The 18975-nt window shown below is 45.9% G+C and carries 14 protein-coding genes and 1 other RNA gene; 3 read left to right on the top strand and 12 right to left on the bottom strand.

Annotated elements, in window-relative coordinates; translation table 11 throughout:
* Positions 1-19: 19 nt before the first annotated feature.
* The 6 genes from AABW11_RS01545 to sppA form a co-directional block, all read right to left on the bottom strand.
* Positions 20-1255, bottom strand: coding sequence for a DUF6807 domain-containing protein (locus AABW11_RS01545; protein WP_340102738.1), 1236 nt, complete (start codon positions 1253-1255; stop codon positions 20-22).
* A 295-nt stretch (positions 1256-1550) separates the two neighbouring features.
* Positions 1551-2546, bottom strand: coding sequence for a Gfo/Idh/MocA family protein (locus tag AABW11_RS01540; RefSeq protein WP_340102737.1), 996 nt, complete (start codon positions 2544-2546; stop codon positions 1551-1553).
* 12 nt (positions 2547-2558) lie between these two features.
* Positions 2559-3581: a 3-dehydro-L-gulonate 2-dehydrogenase gene (gene yiaK / locus AABW11_RS01535; RefSeq protein WP_340102736.1), complete on the bottom strand. Its 1023-nt coding sequence runs from the start codon at positions 3579-3581 to the stop codon at positions 2559-2561.
* A gap of 145 nt (positions 3582-3726) precedes the next feature.
* Positions 3727-4347: a lysophospholipid acyltransferase family protein gene (locus tag AABW11_RS01530; RefSeq protein ID WP_340102735.1), complete on the bottom strand. Its 621-nt coding sequence runs from the start codon at positions 4345-4347 to the stop codon at positions 3727-3729.
* A 96-nt stretch (positions 4348-4443) separates the two neighbouring features.
* The gene (locus AABW11_RS01525) at positions 4444-5292 is read right to left on the bottom strand and encodes an MBL fold metallo-hydrolase (protein WP_340102734.1); all 849 of its coding nucleotides are present in this window, start codon (positions 5290-5292) and stop codon (positions 4444-4446) included.
* A gap of 737 nt (positions 5293-6029) precedes the next feature.
* Complete coding sequence (sppA, locus tag AABW11_RS01520; RefSeq protein ID WP_340102733.1) at positions 6030-7820, bottom strand: signal peptide peptidase SppA; 1791 nt, start codon at positions 7818-7820, stop codon at positions 6030-6032.
* Positions 7821-7939: 119 nt separating this feature from the next.
* Here sppA and AABW11_RS01515 point away from each other — a divergent pair, with 119 nt between their 5' ends.
* Positions 7940-9550, top strand: a complete 1611-nt coding sequence (locus tag AABW11_RS01515) for a phytoene desaturase family protein (protein WP_340102732.1) — start codon at positions 7940-7942, stop codon at positions 9548-9550.
* Positions 9547-10617, top strand: coding sequence for an alanine racemase (gene alr, locus AABW11_RS01510; RefSeq protein ID WP_340102731.1), 1071 nt, complete (start codon positions 9547-9549; stop codon positions 10615-10617). Before AABW11_RS01515 ends, alr begins: the two co-directional genes overlap by 4 nt.
* Before the next feature lie 368 nt (positions 10618-10985).
* Here the strand turns inward: alr and AABW11_RS01505 are convergent, their stop codons facing one another.
* The 6 genes from AABW11_RS01505 to AABW11_RS01480 all read right to left on the bottom strand — a co-directional run bounded on the left by AABW11_RS01505 (position 10986) and on the right by AABW11_RS01480 (position 17820).
* Positions 10986-11531, bottom strand: coding sequence for an FKBP-type peptidyl-prolyl cis-trans isomerase (locus AABW11_RS01505; RefSeq protein ID WP_340102730.1), 546 nt, complete (start codon positions 11529-11531; stop codon positions 10986-10988).
* Positions 11532-11669: 138 nt separating this feature from the next.
* Entirely contained in the window at positions 11670-12542 is an 873-nt protein-coding gene (tatC, locus tag AABW11_RS01500; protein ID WP_340102729.1) for a twin-arginine translocase subunit TatC, read from the bottom strand.
* 80 nt (positions 12543-12622) lie between these two features.
* Positions 12623-13921 carry a serine hydroxymethyltransferase gene (glyA, locus tag AABW11_RS01495; RefSeq protein WP_340102728.1) on the bottom strand — a complete coding sequence of 433 codons (1299 nt, stop codon included), beginning with the start codon at positions 13919-13921 and terminating at the stop codon, positions 12623-12625.
* Positions 13922-13925: 4 nt separating this feature from the next.
* Positions 13926-14375: a ribose 5-phosphate isomerase B gene (gene rpiB / locus AABW11_RS01490; protein WP_340102727.1), complete on the bottom strand. Its 450-nt coding sequence runs from the start codon at positions 14373-14375 to the stop codon at positions 13926-13928.
* 271 nt (positions 14376-14646) lie between these two features.
* Positions 14647-15546 carry a DUF4249 family protein gene (locus tag AABW11_RS01485; protein WP_340102726.1) on the bottom strand — a complete coding sequence of 300 codons (900 nt, stop codon included), beginning with the start codon at positions 15544-15546 and terminating at the stop codon, positions 14647-14649.
* 3 nt (positions 15547-15549) lie between these two features.
* A complete protein-coding gene (locus tag AABW11_RS01480; RefSeq protein ID WP_340102725.1) occupies positions 15550-17820 on the bottom strand; it encodes a TonB-dependent receptor in 2271 nt (756 codons plus the stop codon).
* A 273-nt stretch (positions 17821-18093) separates the two neighbouring features.
* On the opposite strand from AABW11_RS01480, the gene ssrA reads away from it, so the two are divergent.
* Positions 18094-18462, top strand: a transfer-messenger RNA (tmRNA) gene (ssrA, locus tag AABW11_RS01475).
* Positions 18463-18975: the final 513 nt, after the last annotated feature.

The raw sequence follows: 18975 nt of genomic DNA, 5'->3' as shown, positions 1-18975 counted from the left end.
GCCGAACGCCCACTTTGGATTAGGGCAGATTTTTTTGAACCGTGACACCGGGAGGATATGAATAATCGTTCCACAAGCCATCAAGTTCATCTGCATCCGGCTCGCCATCATATGTTACGAATCGATAGCGTGTAATGTAAGGAGATCCCGGCTTGATAGACATCTCCCCAAGCTGAGTAGGAGCAAAGTTATAGTAGGGGATATCCGGGTGGATTCGGATCGTTTGGGGATGTCTGAAATTTTCCGGGTGGCCCATCATGGTGAGCCCCGCAATCTGACCGTCAACAATTCCGCCAACGTGGCTCCAGCGTACGCGGGTGGCGTTGCCTTCCCGGCCAGAACCGGTTGAGGTCAAAAAAGTCACCTTCTCCGGATCATCCCAGTCAGCATGCCCACGTACACCGAGTCCGCCATAGTGATATTCAGGAAGATGAAGCGGTTTGCCGGTATTCGCTGTCTGAGTGATGGCCAGATCAAACATTAAATAATCACCACTTTTTATTTCAGGATATACTCTCAGTTCCCACTCCTCATTGAGGGCTACGACAGGATTATCATCCGGGGCAGAATGATCGATAAACTGATGATGACTTTTAAATCCGGCGTGAACCGGGCCATCCCATTTATCACCAAGTGAACCGGCAGCCCGCACATTCCCGGTGTTGTTATGAAAATTCCAGAAGTCGGGTGTCCGTCCCTGGAATTCCGTGTTTGTCCATGCCGACCAGATTCCCAGGTGATGCGGATGATGGTCCACGTTCAGATGACTGGTCAGCTCAACACCACCTGGCGAATAAACAGGATGGATGTACCCGCCGCGCTTGTACCGGTTATCCAGTGATTCAGGCGGACTATTGTCCCGGTAAAAATAGCTTAGCACATTTTTATTTCCCGTTTGAAACGCGATCGAAATTTCGTCAATGGAATACTGAACGTACTCATACTGATTGTCCATAAATTTTGTAGTAAGTGTATAAGTGCGGTGGCTGCCGGCAGACAATGAATCCAGGATAAACCAGCCGTTGGTGTTTCCATCAACCTGAAGGGGCGTAGGTTTTCCAGACGGAGCTGTTAGTTGATAAACTCCTTGCTCAATGTCATCAGGAAAAGTAAAAGAGACAACTGTTTCAATCCGGTCAAACCCGCCTGCGGATACGGTGATAGTATACTGCTGGGCATTGGCAGTGAGAGGTAAGCTTCCTGAAAAGAGAAGTACGCATAATATCTTAAAACAATGGATCATGAAATCTGTCATCAGGAATTTTTCAATAAGTTTGTATTAAGAATACTTGATTCAATTCATTAATCTAAAGTGGTTTAATTCCCCGACCCTCTGGGTCGGAAAGGATAAAAGTCCCCCTTTGAAGGGGGATGGGGGATGACTTCTGAGTTTAGAGAAGTCCTGAACTTGATTCAGAAACTTAACTGATCATCCCCCATTGCCCCCTTCGAAGGGGGACACTCCAGAATAAACTCATTATTGGACCTAAAGTTATAGGTTCTAAGTTGATGCCTCGTGGGCTCTGCCCCGAGGTAGTTTATTACTGATTCTATTGGTAGCAAATCTGCTCCATCACCAAGTTTGTTCGGGCCCCGGAAATGCCTGTACTGGGGCATTTACCAGTTCCAAGCAGATCATTTACAACGGATTGAATCAGAGGCTGCTGAATATGTCCGGGAAGCTCAAAATCGAATCTTTTCCGTCCATTTTGACCGGTTTCCAATATGACGTGAGATCCATCAAATGTGGGATAAGTGATTTGACCTTTGCTCCCCATAATAGTTGTATGGTCGATGTTGGAGATATCTCCTGCCGTAAAGCACCAGCTTCCGGAGCCCATCACCCCACTCTTAAAACGAAAGCTTCCGGTCACGATATCATTGGCTTCGTATAACCCGGCCTGGTTCCCGGCAAATCCAGTTGCAGTTTCGATGGGGCCTAGTAGAAAGTCAAGAAAATCAAGCTGATGAGATGCGAGATCATAAAATAAACCACCTCCGGAAATTTCCGGTTTCACCCGCCAGTTATCGTTAGTTGTGGCGACAATATCCGGGTTTGCAGGTTTGTGGAGCTGAATATCAACCAGGCGCACCTCGCCGATCACGCTGCTGTCGACAAGTTCTTTAATTTTTAGAAAATTGGGAAGTGCCCGCCGATAATATGCCACATATAGCGGAAGGTCAGCCCTTAAAGATGCCTCAAGCATCGAACGGCATTCCAGGAATGTACGGGCCATCGGTTTTTCCACATATACCGGTTTACCAGCGGCAAAGGCTTTTCTTGTAAGATGTTCGTGGGCATCGGGCGGAGTGGCAATGTAAATTGCATTGACGTCAGGATCATTCAGCAGCTTGTCAGAATCATCAAACCACTTTGGGACCTGGTGGCGCTCGGCATAATCCTTGGCTTTATCCTCGGATCGTCGCATAACGGCAACCAGCGATGAACGCTCGATTTTATCCATAGCTGGTGCGCTTTTCATTTCGCAGACATCTCCTGCACCGAGGATGCCCCAGCGCACGACTGAATCAGGAAAGTTTTTCATGATATCGACTTATTATGAATTAAGCTTTGGCCCGAGAGTAAGAACGTGTTCCCAGGTATCTTTATCAACAGGAACGCCGTGTTCAAGGTTTTCCCGGCGGCGGGCCAGGGTGGCTTCGCCGGGATATCGTACCTCAGAATCCCCAAACGTTGCTGAGGATTTTAGGTTATCAATGATTGCGTCAAGTTTTTCATCCGGCATGGGAGAGGTACCAAGCGTTGGCGGATAGAAGCAGAGAAACAGCTGCGAGATGGCGCGCTCTTCTTCCATCTCACCAATATCATGGGCGGCATTTCCGCCTGATAGGACGGAAGCAATCATATCCAGCACAAGTGATAATCCGGCTCCTTTCCAGAGCCCGATCGTAAGTGCCAATTCTTTGTCAATAATTTTTTCCGGGTCTTTCGTGAGGTTGCCATTCTCATCAAACCCGCCTTCATAGGGAAGCTGGTCACCGCGATTTTTATAGGAATGCATTTTGCCATAGGAATACTGCGCCAGCGCCATATCAATGACCACGTGGCCGTTTGCGCGTGGCACAGCAATCACCACTGGGTTGTTGCCGAGTACGGGTTCGCTGCCGCCCCATGCAGGCATATTTGGTTTTGTATTTGTGAAGCAAAGTCCGATACAGCCATCATCTGCTGCCTGCCATCCATAGTTGCCGCCACGCATCCAGTGGTTGGTATTTTTCAGGGCGAGACACCCTATACCATGTTCTTTAGACAGTATAATCGCGCGGTTCATGCAGTGATGTGCATTCAGATTTCCCGGCCCGAGGTTGCCATCCCAGCGTTCAAATGGTCCAAAGGAGTCCGTACGTTTGGGTTTGGCTTTCACATCGATATAGCCTTCCTGTATATTTTTCAGAAAAAACGGAAACCGGTTCAGCCCGTGCGAGGCCACTCCGTCCAGACTGGCTTTGGCAAATAGAATTGCGCAAAGCTCTGCACGTTCTTCGGTGAAAGCATATTCCAGGAGGATTTCCCTGAAAGTATCGATCATGGTTTGGTAGGGTATTCTTAAATCGTTCATAAGCTATGTTGGTTTGAAAAGCTCATCTTAATTAATCGATAAGTATATCAATTCGCAAAAAGTGAATTAGATGAATGACGGTTTCAGCCTGGTTTAATTATTAACGAAAGCTAAGTTAAGATAGGTGGTGTTCATGATCTGAAATTCATTTATCAACCATCTTCTCAAGCAGATTCGACAGCTCTTTTTCAAGTAAATGATTTATGTCGTCTGCCGGTTTTTGACGATTTACAGACACCTTACGGCCAACAGTTATTTGGAGCCTGGGTTTGTCGCTCTCCTGAGTGTGGATATAGATTCCAACCGGGACCAGATCCGTGGCTGGTATTTTTTTTGCAAGCCACCCAATCCCTTTTTTGAATTCTAAGTCTTCTGTGGTAAACGGTTTAATTTCTCCCTGTGGATAGATATAAAGCGCTGCATTTGGCCTGTCCATCGATCGGATGGCATAGCGGAGCGACTGCATCGATGAGCGCGCGGAGCTGAGGTCAATTGAGAATACTCCCAGCCGCCTGAAAAAAGTATAGCGATTGAGCTGTTTGTCTTCCATCATCCCGCGGGCATTTTGATGGAATAACTTTTGGTTGAGCAGGAACGGAATCAGTCCGTCCCACCAGGAGTTATGGTTAAGATAGTAGATGGTTTTTTGCCCGTCTGCAGGTTGATAGTTGCATTGAATCGTGATTGAATCAAAGCGGCGCCAGAATAGCCATCGGCAATACCAGTCAAAAATAGTGATAAACAGCCGTGATTCCTTTGCTGGCAAAAAAGGTAGAGAATCAGATGTGGCAGAACTGGATGTGCTCAATGCTGTCCGTTAGTTGATCTGTTGCAATTACAATGATGATATTTTCTTAAAGTTTTAGGAACGCGTCTCCTGTAAAATATAATTCCGGTGCAGATCTTTGGCCAGCCGGCCCGATTTGTTGAAAAGCGAGTGATAGAAAAAGAGTTGTGCATTTTCTTTAAAGGCTTCTTTCAATATCAGTGTTTTGGCCTTTTTCGCCGTGAGAGGAGAGTGGTCGATCCGCTTCATAGAGTAATGGTTAAGATGATATTCTGTGGGAATAAGGTCCCCCAGAAAATATGCGATATGCTCACCATCCTCTATTTTAACCACCTGGTGGCCTGGTGTGTGACCGCCGCTATGTATAAGTTTGATGGATTCCGTGGGGGAATGGTTTCCTTCGATCATCTCAAATCGGTTGTCAGCTTTCAGACGATAAAGTTCATCCAGCCGGTAATCGGCTCCCGGTGCCTCTTGTTTCGATTGCTGTTCAGAAAGCGCGAAATCCCATTCTGATTTCTGTAATAAATAACGTGCATTGGGAAACGTCGCCTCTGTGGTGAATTGGTCCGACACCCGGGTACAGCCGGCGGAATGGTCGAAATGGAGATGTGTTAAAATGACTAAATCAATATCCTTCGGCTGAATTCCGAAAATGCCGAGATTGGTTATAATATTGGAGCTCTCGGCGTAGCTGCTTTTGTGATCTAAGCCCCAGCCAAGTCCTGTATCCACAATGGTATGATTATCGCCTTCTGATATCAACAGGGGATCGATACCGATTGCCGAAGAGAATCTGCCCAGTGTGGGATCGTCTCCCGGGTTATTCAGGCGGTTGGGATCCATCTTAGCAAATGTGCCATCTTTGAAGAGTTCAAAAAAACCTTCACTTAGCTGCTCTATGGTAAATCTGCCTAGCCTCATGGTTTATATATATGGATTTGTCTTTGGGACCTCTGTCATTAATATATAAAAAAAGAGCCGATGACATCCGGAAATTTAAAGCGGATGCCGTCAGCTGTATGAACTGTTAGATTGACTTAGAATACTATTTGAATATTTGCAGTTTTTCAAAGTCATCGCGGACTTTTACCAAGGGATCCATTTGGTAAATCCGCGATCTCCCATCATTCTTATGATAAGTAACCAGCCTTATGATAAGTAACCAGCCGCTTATAGCAACTAATTTTGCCCAAAAACGGGCGACACCATTTGAAAAGTGACAGCATACGTACCCTAATTCAGGGATAGTATGCGATCTTCCGGGTAGACTTAACGCTCAAAACGCACATACTCAGGCCATGATAAATCCACGGATTAGATCATCTGATCCCCCTTCGACTGGATTGGTTTCTTCTGCGAAATCAACTGCCTCGGGGTGCTTGGAACGTCTACCTTCTCTTACCCCGCACTGCGCGCCAAAACAACACGGCGCTTGTGCGGGGCTACTGAGCTGTCGCTCCTGTCGGGGCTTTTTGTTTCGCACAGGCGCGAAACCGTTTATAAATGTTCAAATGTTTAGATTTGTGCTCAAAAAAATAACATCGTTATCTAAAGCCTAAAGCAACACTTTTTACAAACTGTCATTGGTAGTGATTTGCATTCGATCAAGAATAGGAGATCCCGGTTCAGGACCGGGATGACCAAATTCAGACCCAAACTCAATTCACATCAATTCGAAAGGGTAGAATCGCCCAGTTACTTCCTTTGGGCTGATTCATCAGCATCATCAGATCTTGAGTTTCCTCACGCTTGAGAGGCTCGGGAAGCAGGTTCATCATAAACATGTGAAGCTGAGCATTACCGGAAGCAAACAACTGCTGGTAGAGATCTTTCTGTTTGGGATAATTATCGAGTATATATGCGTCAATGCCGGCTTTTTCAGCGGCAATTTCAATGGCGCGATCAATACCGCCAAGTACATCCACAAGGCCGCGTTCGTGCGCATCAACACCGGTCCATACACGGCCGCGCGCTACTTCGTCGATCTCATCGTAGGTCATGCCGCGTGACTCTGCCATTTTGCTGACAAACGTTTCGTATCCGCGCTCCACATTCTGCTGAATCACTCGTTCTTCAGAACTTGTGAAGGGACGTGTCAAGTCAAACAAATCGGCATATTCGTGTGTTTCAAATGTTTCAAACGCGATCCCGAGATTTTCATTGAATAGCTCCTGGGAATTAAATAACAGGTTGAAGATACCAATGGAGCCTGTGATTGTATTTTCGCCGGCAACGATGGTGTCAGCCCCGGCTGCTATGTAGTATCCGCCCGATGCTGCAACGGAACCCATCGACGCGATGACCGGTTTTTTCTCGGATGCACGGCGAATGTCGTGCCAGATCAGGTCGGAAGTTGTGGCTGCTCCGCCCCCGCTATTAACGTGAAAAACAATTGCTTTTACATCGTCGTCTTCTAAAACAGACTCGAGCTGCTTTCGCACAGATTCTGCAGTAATTCCCGTTTCAGACATGAACGGCGAACTTCCGAGGTCCGGCATGATAGCTCCTGAGGCATAAATGACAGCAATTTTATCGCTCGTTTCAGGCACATCCATACCGGCATTGCTCTGACTGACCCTTGAATACCGGCCAAAACTGATCGTTTCCAGGTCATCATCTTCCTCGACGCCAACACGTTCCTTAATTATGGCTTCAACTTCATCATGATAGGCAAAAGCATCGATCAGTCCATTTTCGAGCGCAAATTCAAGGCGGCCGATGGGGGCTGAGCTTAGCATCTCATTGATCTCACCAGCAGATTTACCTGTTCTTTTTTCTATGGCTTCCACAAATCGTGTTGATGCCGCATTTAAAATGGCGCGCAGCTGCTCTTCACTCTCATCTGAGCTTTCCATTTGCGTGAATGGCTCAACAGCTGATTTATATTCACCCACTCGGAAGATTTCTGGCTCAATCCCAATCCGATCGAGCATTTCATTGTAAAATGTGATCTGGGTGACAAAGCCATCGAACTCAAAATTGGTTTCAGGCGGTGAAAAAACGGAATCTGCAAGAGAAGCCAGGAAATAAGATTTTTCATTCATGCCGATGTCGTCTGTACTGAAGTAAAGAAACTTGCCGCTCTCCTTGTAATCTTCGAAGTAGGAATAAGCACTTTCAAGATTCGCCCATGAGGCAGAGACGAAATTCGTTTTAACCCAAACTCCTTCAATATTTTCATCGGCTGCCGCTTTACTCAGATTTCCTTTCAAAGATTGAAGCGATAGTTTTGCTCCTAATGAAGGATTAAGCAGTTCCTCAAACGGATCTGTTAGCGTTCGAGCGGGAATATCTCCAGATAAACTAAAAGACAGTACTGTGTTTGACCGAACATAAGGTTCCGGTTCTGAGGAACTGCTTACCACGATGCCGAAGCCAATAAGTAAGAGAATGACAAGGGCGGTGATTGTCCCTAGAATAGATGCTAAAAAGGTCTTTAAAAATTGCATATTCGTAGTAGTATCTTTTTTATTTTGTGAAATTGAGCCGAATTGCTGTGTCAGATATCGCGTTGGAAACTTAAGAAAAGAAATGAACGATTACACTTCATAAAATTGCTATACGCAGTATGAAAAAATATGATGCACTAATTATCGGTTCCGGCCACAATGGACTCATCACAGCCTGCTACCTTGCCAAAGCTGGTATGAGCGTATGCGTTTTGGAACGGCGGGATACCATTGGAGGTGCCGTATGTACTGAAACGATGTTCAAAAGCGAGCAGAATCCCCATGGATTTAGGATGGATGTGGGATCTTCTGTCCATATCATGATCCATCAAACCGGGATTATTGAAGAGCTTGGGCTCACAAACTACGGGCTGGAATATATCGAGATGGATCCCATCATGAGCTACCCTGTGCCGGACGGAAAAGGAGTGATTCATTTTTATAAAGATCTGGAACGCACTCTGGATTCGATTCGAAAAGTTGCTCCCGAAGATGTAGAAAACTATCGTGAATTTGTTGAGTTCTGGGGGCGCATCAACAAAGGCGTACTAAAAGCATTTATGGTTCCACCCAGCGGCAAGAATATTGTCTCAGAATTGATGAAAGGGCAGTTCCGAGACGGTTCAATGTTCAAGAAAGGGGAACAAATCGATGGTCTGCAAAAGATTTTAGGGAGTTATGGAAGTGTTGTGAAAAATGCCTTCGATAATCCACACATGCAGGCAGCACTTACCTGGTTTGCGGCACAGTCAGGGCCGCTTCCCGATCAGAGCGCAACGGGAGATTTTGTGGGATGGCAGTCGATGCTGCATCAAAGCGGTGCTAAGCACCCAAAAGGGGGGAGCGGTATGCTTACGCAGGCGATGAAGAAACTGATTGAGGAAAATGGGGGAGAAGTGATAGCTGATCATCCTGTAGAATCTATCGAGATTGAGGACGGGAAAGTCCGCGGAGTTATAACAGAAGACGGATCGTATTTTGAAGCCGATCTGATCGTGTCAAATGCCCACGTTCAAACCACTATGATGAAACTTGTTGGCCGGGAGCATCTGGATGACTCGTTGCTGACCAAAGTTAAAAATATTCAGGTTGGAAATGGATTTGGGATGGTGATCCGGTGTGCGGTTGAAGAACTTCCGGATTACACGGCATGCCCGGGTGATCCGCACGTTCACAACGGCATGCAGCTCCTGGCACCGTCGGTTGATTATATGAATCGTGCAATAGGAGACTATCATAAAAAACTTCCACCTGAAGAACCGGCAGTGCTTGCCATGACGTTTTCAAAAATTGACCCAGAAGTGGCCAAAGATGGAAATCATACGCTGTTTGCCTGGGCACAGTGGCATCCATACGAGCTTGCCAACGGACTGCATTGGGATGATATCCGCGAACGAGAAGCTGATAAAATTTATGGCGTAGTGGAAAATTACGCGCCAAATATGAAAGGAAAGCTGATTGATCGCTATATTCAGTCGCCGCTCGATATCGAGCGAAAACATGGACTGTTAAGAGGAAACGTAATGCATGTGGAAATGAATTTTGACCAGATGTTTATGTTTCGTCCAACTCCGGAATTGAGCCAGTACGAAACTCCGATTAAGAATCTGTATCTAAGCAGTGCTTCGTGCCACCCCGGCGGTGGCGTATTTGGCGCTGCCGGTTATAATGCAGCCCAGATAATTCTAAAGAAACATAAACGCAAAAAACTTTTTGGAGCCGGCCGTTGAAACTTCATTTCCCCAATTCTTACGCCGAAATAGATCTACAGACAATCACAAAAAATATCAGAGAATTAAAGAAGCGCACGGCTGCTAAAAAAATTCTGTCCGTCGTTAAATGCAATGGTTATGGTCATGGCGCAGTGCGTGTTGCGAGGGAGGCTGAGCCGGAAGTGGACTGGTTTGGGGTTGCTTTTGTTGATGAAGCTATTGAACTGCGCATGGGCGGCATCAAAAAGCCAATTCTTGTGTTTGAGGTGCCATCTGCCCGGACAGCGGCAGCCTACCAAACGCACGGTCTTACCGCAACAATAAGCGATCTGGCACACTTTTCCATACTTATGGATGGGACAAAGTACCATCTGAATTTCGACACCGGCATGAATCGGCTTGGTTTTTCTCCATCTAAGGCTCCTGAGGTTCGGAAGATGGCTATTGTAAACCAACGGCTTATCTGTTCGGGAATTTACTCGCATTATTCAATGGCGGATGATCCCGGATCAAAAGAGGTTGAAAAGCAGCTAAAAGCGTTCAGAGATGTCCTTAAACACTTCGATGAAATACCACTGGTACACATCTGCAATACCGGCGGAGCAGTTCACTACGATTTAGAAGAGTTTGACATGGTTCGAACCGGACTGACGCAACTTGGATATGCAGCCGGACGGGTGCAGCCAGATTGGCTTGAGCCGGTTCTGACATGGAAGTCAAAAGTCGTACAGGTAAAGAAAGTTTCGAAAGGTGAAAGCGTGAGTTATGATGCAACCTGGACGGCTCCAATCGACTGCTTCATCGGTACTATTCCCGTAGGATACGGCGACGGAATCCTGCGCTCTTTGAGTAATAAATTAAAAGTGTCGGTGAACGGTGCGATGTATCCTGTGGTGGGGAATGTAACGATGGATTACATCATGATAAATCTTGGTAATAAAAAAATACCCGTTGAAACGGAGGTTACCCTTTTGGGTGGAGATGCCTGGAGTGCTTCGAAATGGGCAGAGGAAGCCGGAAGCAACGTGCACGAAATTTTAACCGGCCTGTCTGACCGCATGGCAAGGAGTTACACGAATTATTGAGACTTTGTGAAGGGTATTAATATCTTCTCTCCATATCAAGTCCCGCCAGGGCGCGATAGAAAAGGGAAGCGATTGACCAAAGAGGGCAGGTAGTGTTATGTTTGTAACTTCGACCAATATTTTTAGCCATAATTTTATAATCTGGAAATCAGATTAAAATATGTTTCTGCAGGAATGTTTTGGAGGCAAAAAATGATCCTGTGTACAGCTATTCAAACAGTCTCATTGAGCCAGATGTATCATACAGAAAGATAACATCAGACATTTATGCCAGTCGATAGGACAAAATGTGTTGCTTTTACAGATTCTTTACACAAGGCAACCCAACGGGGATCAAAACATTGTAGTTTATGGCGCAGAGAAGGATCTTAAAAAATAAATTCGAGTTCCACGTCATACCGTAGCGTGTCCTCGCGGTAAGGGTCGTTGACAGATCCTGCCCCAATAGGCGCAAACCCTTGGTCGGGAGGGACAATAATGACGCGCTTTTCACCTTCACGCATTCCGATAAGACCTTTTCTGAGTCCGTCAGTACGTGCGCGATCAAATGCAAAGTTCCGCACGATATTGGGTGGGCGTGGTGTCGTTATACTCTGTATAGTTGATTGAATCGGGTCGCTATTATCGTTCTGATAAGAACTGTAAATAATCGTCCCGTCTATAGTGCGAAGCGTTAGGAACATCACTATTTGGTCGCGGATAACCACTTGATCTTCACCGGAGCCTTCCTCAACTGTATATTTTGTGATTCCGTCCACAACCGGTTCCTCTTCCACGTTGCTGATATCAAATGGGGGAGGGACATTTTCGAATGTTGGTTCCTGGATGGTAAAACCCGAGTCGGTGGTGCAGCCAGACATTATAGTAAGAATGACGATAGTGGCTGTTATTGTAATTACTGAAGATATCTTCATGAAATAAAACTGTATAAGGTTAATTCAAATTCGGGTAACACGTCTCTTTTTTTGAATATAGACGGTTAATACCGTCTCAGACAAGAGTCGTAAGATCGTGATTTATTTTCTCGGGATAAAATAATAGACCTAAAGATTTTAGTTATCACTTTCTCCTAACGCAGCATCGATTTCTTTCTTGCGTTTCCGGTTTGCAAATCTGCTCAACAATATCGAAAACTGGTAGAGTACAATGAGCGGCAGGGCAATCATAATTTGCGAAACTGGATCAGGTGGTGTTAAAAAAGCGGCAATAGCAAGTGATGCCACAATAGCATGGCGTCTGTATTTGCGCATACCTTCAGGTGTTACAAGCCCGACTTTTGACAGGAAGTAGCTCACAACGGGCACCTGGAATACAAGACCGCAAGAGAGCGTCCATATTGCAACCGAGGTAAAATATTCGTTGATATCAAACTCATTGCTGATGACATCAGAAATAACAAACTGAGTAAAAAACTGTACGGCAAAGGGGACCAGGATAAAATATCCGAACGCCACGCCCAGAAGAAAGAAAAAGTTTATAAAAAGAGCATTTAAAATAGTTGTGATTTTTTGACCCGATCCCAGTGCAGGCTCAACAAAAGACCAAAGCTGGTAGAACAGAACTGGTGAGCCTATAATGACGCCGATAATAATCAAGGTCCCCCAGTATGTAAAGAACTGGCCCGGCAGGCGCCTTGAAATTAGAGAGAGCTCTACTGCATCAATCGGCATGATTTCATACATGAAGAAATCGGCCCGGGTTGGCCCGAGTATGAACTCCTGGATGAAAAAATCTGAGAAGATAAAGGCAATGATTACGCCAACGCCCACGCCAATGAATCCTTTGATGATTCTCCAGCGAAGCTCCTCAAGGTGATCCAGAAATGACATGGAAGCAGTAGGATCTATCTTTGGTTTTTTCGCCCTTGGAAGAATCGATCCCATTATCTTGCGTTTTGAATTGCTTTCTTCGGGGTAATCACTCATCGCAGATCATACTTCATATTACAATGGGACAATTTAAACCGAATTGAAAAATACTCTGCCAGCGGTAAATTTGCGATCATTTATACCTTATTTAAATCGTAAAGGGGATATTCAATGCAAAGATCTTTCACTTTTGCTTTAACGGAAATTTGAGTCTGTTCATCGGCAGGGTTTTGCAACACAGTATCAATGAGATCTGCTACCCGTACAAACTGCTCTTCCCGAAATCCACGCGTGGTAAGAGCCGGGGTGCCAATACGGATACCTGAGGTGACAAATGGGCTTTCAGTGTCGAAGGGGACCATGTTTTTATTTACGGTAATTCCCGCTTTATCGAGTGCTTCCTCGGCAATTTTACCGTTCAACCCTTTGTTTCTGAGATCAACCAGTATAAGATGGTTATCAGTACCACCGCTTACGAGATTGTATCCTTTATTTGTGAACGTATCGGCTAATTTTGAGGCATTCAGTTTCACCTGGCGCTGGTAGTCCTTAAACTCCGGACGCAATGCTTCACCAAATGCCACTGCTTTTGCGGCGATCACGTGCATCAGAGGACCGCCCTGAGATCCCGGAAAAACTGCTGAATCAAGAACTTCACTCCAGTTTTTTACACGTCCCGATTTCCGGGCAGTTACACCGAGCTTATTTTCACCATCCCGTCCAACAAGAATCATCCCTCCGCGCGGACCGCGAAGTGTTTTGTGTGTTGTAGTTGTGACTACATCACTAATCTGAATAGGATTATTGAGTTCACCCGCGGCAATTAGTCCGGCTGTATGCGCCATATCCATCCACAAGAATGCACCTACCTCGTCCGCTATATCCCTGAAGGCTTGATAATCAAAATCGCGGGGATAGGCGCTGGCACCGATAGAAATCATTTTGGGCTTAACCTCTTTGGCTTTGTCGCGCACTTTGTCCAAATCGATTCTGCCTGTCTCTTTTTCTACCCCGTAAAACTCAGCGTTATAGGTAATGCCCGAAAAGTTAACCGGCGAACCGTGTGTAAGGTGGCCGCCGTGTGATAGATCGAGCCCAAGAAGGGTATCTCCCGGTTTCATAAACGCCAGGTAAACCGCGGCGTTTGCCGATGCGCCGGAGTGTGGCTGTACATTCACCCAATCAGCATTAAATAGTTCTTTTGCACGGTCACGGGCAAGGTTTTCAACTTTATCAACTACTTCACAACCACCGTAATACCGCTTGCCGGGATATCCTTCAGCATATTTGTTGGTCAGGGGTGTGCCCATTGCCTCAATAGTTGCCCTGGAAGCAAAATTTTCAGAAGCGATCAGCTCGAAATTATAATTTTGGCGCTCTGTTTCCTGCCGGATAAGATCGGCAATCACAGGATCTTTATGATTCAATTCGTCCATGGAGTTAGTTCTGCTTTTTATCTGTAAGTGATCGTATTTTATCGACACGCCGTTTATGACGTCCGCCTTCAAATTCTGTTTCGAACCAGGCATTCAATATCTCTTCAATTTGCGCACGGTCCAGATTTCGGCCGGGAAGGCAGAGGACATTCGCATTATTATGCTGTCGGGTGAGAACTGCGGAATGCTTATCGTACACGAGCGCTCCCCTGACGTTTGGATATTTATTTGCCGTCATGCACATGCCCTGACCGCTTCCGCAAATAAGGATGCCCTGATCGTGTTCCTGTTTATTCACTTTGTCAGCAACCTGAATAGCATAATCCGGGTAGTCTACTGAGTCAGATGAGTGTGTACCGAAATCAACAGGCATATGGCCCATTTCTTCAAGAATTTTTTTGGTTAGTTCTTTTGCCTCGAAACCGGCATGGTCACTTGCGATAGGAATAATCATAAAATCTGTGTTAAGAGATCATGTGTGTGATTTTGGTACAGCTTTAAATATCTCGAAAAAAACGGTCACGAGAAAACCTATTTAAAGGAAAAGTGAATATGATGACGGCAAAGATGTCGAGTCTGATGAAAACGTCATACCGCACTCGATGCGGTATCTCCCAACTACGTTCAGACAATGAGTCTCAAAAATACCAACTTATCTGTCACTGAGGTAGAAGATCACGGATCGGGGTCCGGGATGACGAAAAAAAATCTGTCTTGTGATCAAGTTACTGAGTTTGTGGCCTGGTGAATTTTGTGATTAGAGTATCAGTAGAAATACTTCCAAAGACTCCTATGCCACCCTTCACATCATAAATCAGGTTAGGGATTTCTCCTGGCGGAAGGGTAGAGCCTCCCAGCTGAAGCTCTTCAGACCGGACAAGATCCGCGAGATTCGGATCTGCAGAGTTAATCACAACGGCATTTTCGCCAAAAAAGGCAACTCCAATCCAGGGAAACCGAAGAAGTATGGTTTGATCGTCATTAATTTCAAAATTCCCTTCATTGATAAGGCCTGATGAGTTGTTTAAAAATTCCTCAATATCGCTGTTACCATTCACAACAGCATCGAGATAAAACGGTGTCAGGTTATCGATATCCGGTTCGCGTGTTATTGTATTGAACACGTACACATTTTGATTTGCATTGGACTCGGTGGCCGTGAGCAAGATTTCCAGCTGATTTTCTGACTGATAGACGTAGGATTCGTTAACATCGCTTAGGACCTCAAACTGCTGTGGCACTACGGTTTCGGCGCTAAGCTGCTCCTGCCTGGAATCGAATTGCACCTGTATTTGGTACCTTGTGCCGGGCTGAACAAACGTGGAGCGATCATCGGCCCTGTAAACTCCATCCGATCGTAGGGAGTATGAGAAATCAGCGACAGTCTGCCCGGTGCCGTCAAACTGCGCTATCACAACGATGGCATCGTTAAGGGCAACATCCCGGAAATTGTACTCCTCGGTCGCGGGGCTTGTAGTGGATAGCCGAACATCAGGCAGCGGACGACCCGCAATTGCATAAGCTTCTAAAACAACAAGTTCCTGGTAGTCATCCTGCTCATATACATCACACCCGAACATTACGAAGAGCACAATGACGGCATAAAGATTTATATACGTTCTCATAGTCTAAAAGTTAACGGTGTAAGATAAGGATGGAAGAATGGGAAGCAGGGTAACTTCCGACCGCTCTACGGGGTTTTCATCAAAATCATAGTTGTAGAACCACGTATTTCGCCGTGAGTATACATTAATTATTTGAAATCGCCATTCTGCCTCGCCAAGTCCGAAAAAATCACCGGCACGGCTGAATGACAAATCAAGCCTGTGGTAGGAGGGGAGTCGTGAAGCATTTAATCGGCCAATAGTAAATGATTCCCGGTTAAGGTTACCCCAGGGCACGCCAGAAAATTCAGTGCGTCCCAGCGGTTCTGTGTATGCCTGACCGGTTCCATAGCTAAATACGGCTGATGTACTCCATCGCTGAGAGAGCCGATAGTTTGCAACAATATTTACGTCGTGAAGGCGATCATATTTTGGCGGGTAAAACCTTGCATCAGGGTTTGATGTTGTAATGTCAGTGTTAAATCCGGGAAATTTTCGCCGAGTCACGCCAAACGTGTATCCCAAAAACCCGGTGAGCCGGCCGATCTGCTTTTCAAAAAAGAGTTCTGCTCCGTAGGCGTATCCATCACCAAACCGAAACAGTTCATTATAGTCTAATCCAGCTGCGTCACTGGTAAATGGGTCAAGTTCAAACAGGTCCCGCATCGTTCGGTAGTAAAACTCAATGTCCAGACCGTAGCCTTCAAATGGAATGGTTTTAGCGCCCAGTACAAACTGATCACCGTAGGCCGGCGGCACTCCATCATCCGTGGTCAGCCACAGATCAAACCCGGAAAATGCCTCGTTTGTGATAAGGGTGAGAAACTGGTAGTACCGTCCATAAGCAGCCTGCAGCCTGATGGAGGAATTAGGCCTGTATTCAGCGGAGAGCCGCGGGGCAATTTTGAAATAATCTCCTTCCGAGAAACGGTTTAGCCTCACGCCACCATTGAAAATCCACCGATTGCCCGGTTTCCACTCATCTTGAAGATAAAACGAGGCATAGCTGCTTTGAATGCGGTTAGCAAACGTTTCCTGGCTGTCGAAACTATCGTTAAAACGCAGGATGAGATTTCCGGCCCAAAATCCTGTAGACAGTGTGTGTTTTTCGTTTGGTATATACTGCAAATCGGATTTCAATGAGATATCGTACACATTGTTATTGCGCTCGAACGGAGTGCCGCCAATACTAAATTCGGGGTTGTTAAAGTAACGTGATCCGGTAGCTGTTGTTTTCAGGAACAGCTTATCGGATAAAATTTTCCGCCACTGACCGCTGATTGTCCGGTTACCGTAGTTCAGGCCGATGGACGCATCATCACCAAACGGGAAAAGAACATTGTCTGTGCCGGTGTAAAACGCCAGTGAGAGACGGTCGTTTCGGGTCGCATCAAAATTTATTTTACCGTTAATATCGTAAAAGTAGAAACTGTCAGGAACGTTATCCGTTGTTCCTCTGAGTACGGCAAGCACAGGTTCAAGTGTGGATCGCCGAAATGCGAGCATCCACGAACCAAACCCGGTTGGCCCCTCTGCACTTACTCTTGAAGCAAGCAGACCCAGGCTGACCGATCCGCGCGTTTCGTTCCGGTTCCCATCTTTATTGAAAACAGTAAGTACAGAGCCCAGCCGTCCGCCGTAATTGGCAGGGTATCCTCCTTTGTAAAGACGCACATCTTTAACGGCATCGGGATTAAACGTGGAAAAGAACCCAAAAAAGTGTGATGGATTGTACACGGTCGTTTCATCCAACAATATAAGAGTTTGATCGGGGCTCCCGCCGCGCACATACAGGCCGCTCGAAAAGTCGTTGGCTGCTTTCACACCCGGGAGAAGCTGAATCGAGCGAAACACATCGGGTTCGATGACGGGGGGGAGATCTTTAATAAGCTCTGTTGTGATTTGAGCTGTTCCAATATTCCGCTGCTCTTCACGCTCAACATCTGACTCTACAACCAAGGTTTCAAGCTCCACGCCTTCAGGGATCATTTCAATATCAATTCGCTTAGTTTCGCCTGCAGAAAGCTCAATTTCTTGCTCGTATCTGCGATAGCCAATGTAGCTTGCAACGAGCGTGTATGTTCCCGGGGTCAGGTTTGTAATTGAGTAGTAACCGGACGTGTTCGCCGAGGTACCCCGGTTCAGTTCTAAAATGGCAATATTTGCTGATATAAGCGTCTCACCTGTTTCAGAATCGGTGATATACCCATTTACCGATGATGAATTTTGTGCAAATAGTTCTGAGATATTGCCGGTTGAAGCGATCAACAGCATGAGAAAAACGACTCGTTTCAATGAAATGGAATTTATTTTAACTGGTGTGTGACCTACGAACCTAAATTCGATATGTTGCATTCCGCCATAGGGTATGAACAAAATAAATGATTATAAAACCCGTTAGTTAGTCTTTGGATTTGATGGGTTGATTGAATGTTGATTATCGCTCTTAAATCATTTTGTAGCATTATGATAAACGATTCAAACTAAGAATACTAATTAGCAGAATTGTTCGTTATATTATTAGTCTGTTCGAAAATAAGCGAGCAGGTATTTGTACTTTGACATATTGGGGGTGTAACGGATTCGACGGGCTGCGTACAATTGCAGGCTGCATGCCGAGAGTGACCGATGGTTCTCGTAAATCAACCATCATGGATAAAAAGTAGTTGACAACAATTACTCATACCGACTGGCTGCGTAAAGCAAGCCGTCCGTTCTCACAGGTGTTCGTCTATTGACCCTGTCGTGAGCGCCGACTTAGATAGACTTTTCCCAAGTCCATGTCTGCTGGATGGAAGGAGAACTTAATGCAGAATAGGATGAAGTCGCTTTGCTATTGAGCATTGCTTCATCCGAAACTTTAATCAATAGCTAAGCATGTAGATGCTTGACGATTTACCTTCCCGGACCCGGGTTCAACTCCCGGCACCTCCACTTTACTTATCTCCCCGCATGTATCTTTGCATGGACGGGGATTTTTTTTGCCGTAATCACATTGTTGGTCTGTGATTCACTCATCAGAAACAGCGGGATCTGAGCGTTGCTCTTGCGAAGCAATGCTCCGCGGTTCAACTCCCGGCACCTCCACTTTACTTATCTCCCCGCATGTATCTTTGCATGGACGGGGATTTTTTTTGCCGTAATCACATTGTTGGTCTGTGATTCACTCATCAGAAACAGCGGGATCTGAGCGTTGCTCTTGCGAAGCAATGCTCCGCGGTTCAACTCCCGGCACCTCCACTTTACTTATCTCCCCGCATGTATCTTTGCATGGACGGGGATTTTTTTTGCCGTAATCACATTGTTGGTCTGTGATTCACTCATCAGAAACAGCGGGATCTGAGCGTTGCTCTTGCGAAGCAATGCTCCGCGGTTCAACTCCCGGCACCTCCACTTTACTTATCTCCCCGCAATGTTAAAATCTTTGACGGGGATTTTTTTTGCAATCAT

This window comes from Rhodohalobacter sp. 8-1, assembly GCF_038150125.1.
Lineage (GTDB): Bacteria > Bacteroidota > Rhodothermia > Balneolales > Balneolaceae > SW132.
This window is presented reverse-complemented; position numbering and strand designations above follow the sequence as displayed.

What these genes read in the sequence shown, in the direction of transcription:
- AABW11_RS01545 (WP_340102738.1), bottom strand. Translation starts at nt 1,255, where the DNA reads ATGACAGATTTCATGATCCATTGTTTTAAGATATTATGCGTACTTCTC.
- AABW11_RS01540 (WP_340102737.1), bottom strand. Translation starts at nt 2,546, where the DNA reads ATGAAAAACTTTCCTGATTCAGTCGTGCGCTGGGGCATCCTCGGTGCA.
- yiaK (WP_340102736.1), bottom strand. Translation starts at nt 3,581, where the DNA reads ATGAACGATTTAAGAATACCCTACCAAACCATGATCGATACTTTCAGG.
- AABW11_RS01525 (WP_340102734.1), bottom strand. Translation starts at nt 5,292, where the DNA reads ATGAGGCTAGGCAGATTTACCATAGAGCAGCTAAGTGAAGGTTTTTTT.
- sppA (WP_340102733.1), bottom strand. Translation starts at nt 7,820, where the DNA reads ATGCAATTTTTAAAGACCTTTTTAGCATCTATTCTAGGGACAATCACC.
- AABW11_RS01515 (WP_340102732.1), top strand. Translation starts at nt 7,940, where the DNA reads ATGAAAAAATATGATGCACTAATTATCGGTTCCGGCCACAATGGACTC.
- AABW11_RS01505 (WP_340102730.1), bottom strand. Translation starts at nt 11,531, where the DNA reads ATGAAGATATCTTCAGTAATTACAATAACAGCCACTATCGTCATTCTT.
- tatC (WP_340102729.1), bottom strand. Translation starts at nt 12,542, where the DNA reads ATGAGTGATTACCCCGAAGAAAGCAATTCAAAACGCAAGATAATGGGA.
- glyA (WP_340102728.1), bottom strand. Translation starts at nt 13,921, where the DNA reads ATGGACGAATTGAATCATAAAGATCCTGTGATTGCCGATCTTATCCGG.
- rpiB (WP_340102727.1), bottom strand. Translation starts at nt 14,375, where the DNA reads ATGATTATTCCTATCGCAAGTGACCATGCCGGTTTCGAGGCAAAAGAA.
- AABW11_RS01485 (WP_340102726.1), bottom strand. Translation starts at nt 15,546, where the DNA reads ATGAGAACGTATATAAATCTTTATGCCGTCATTGTGCTCTTCGTAATG.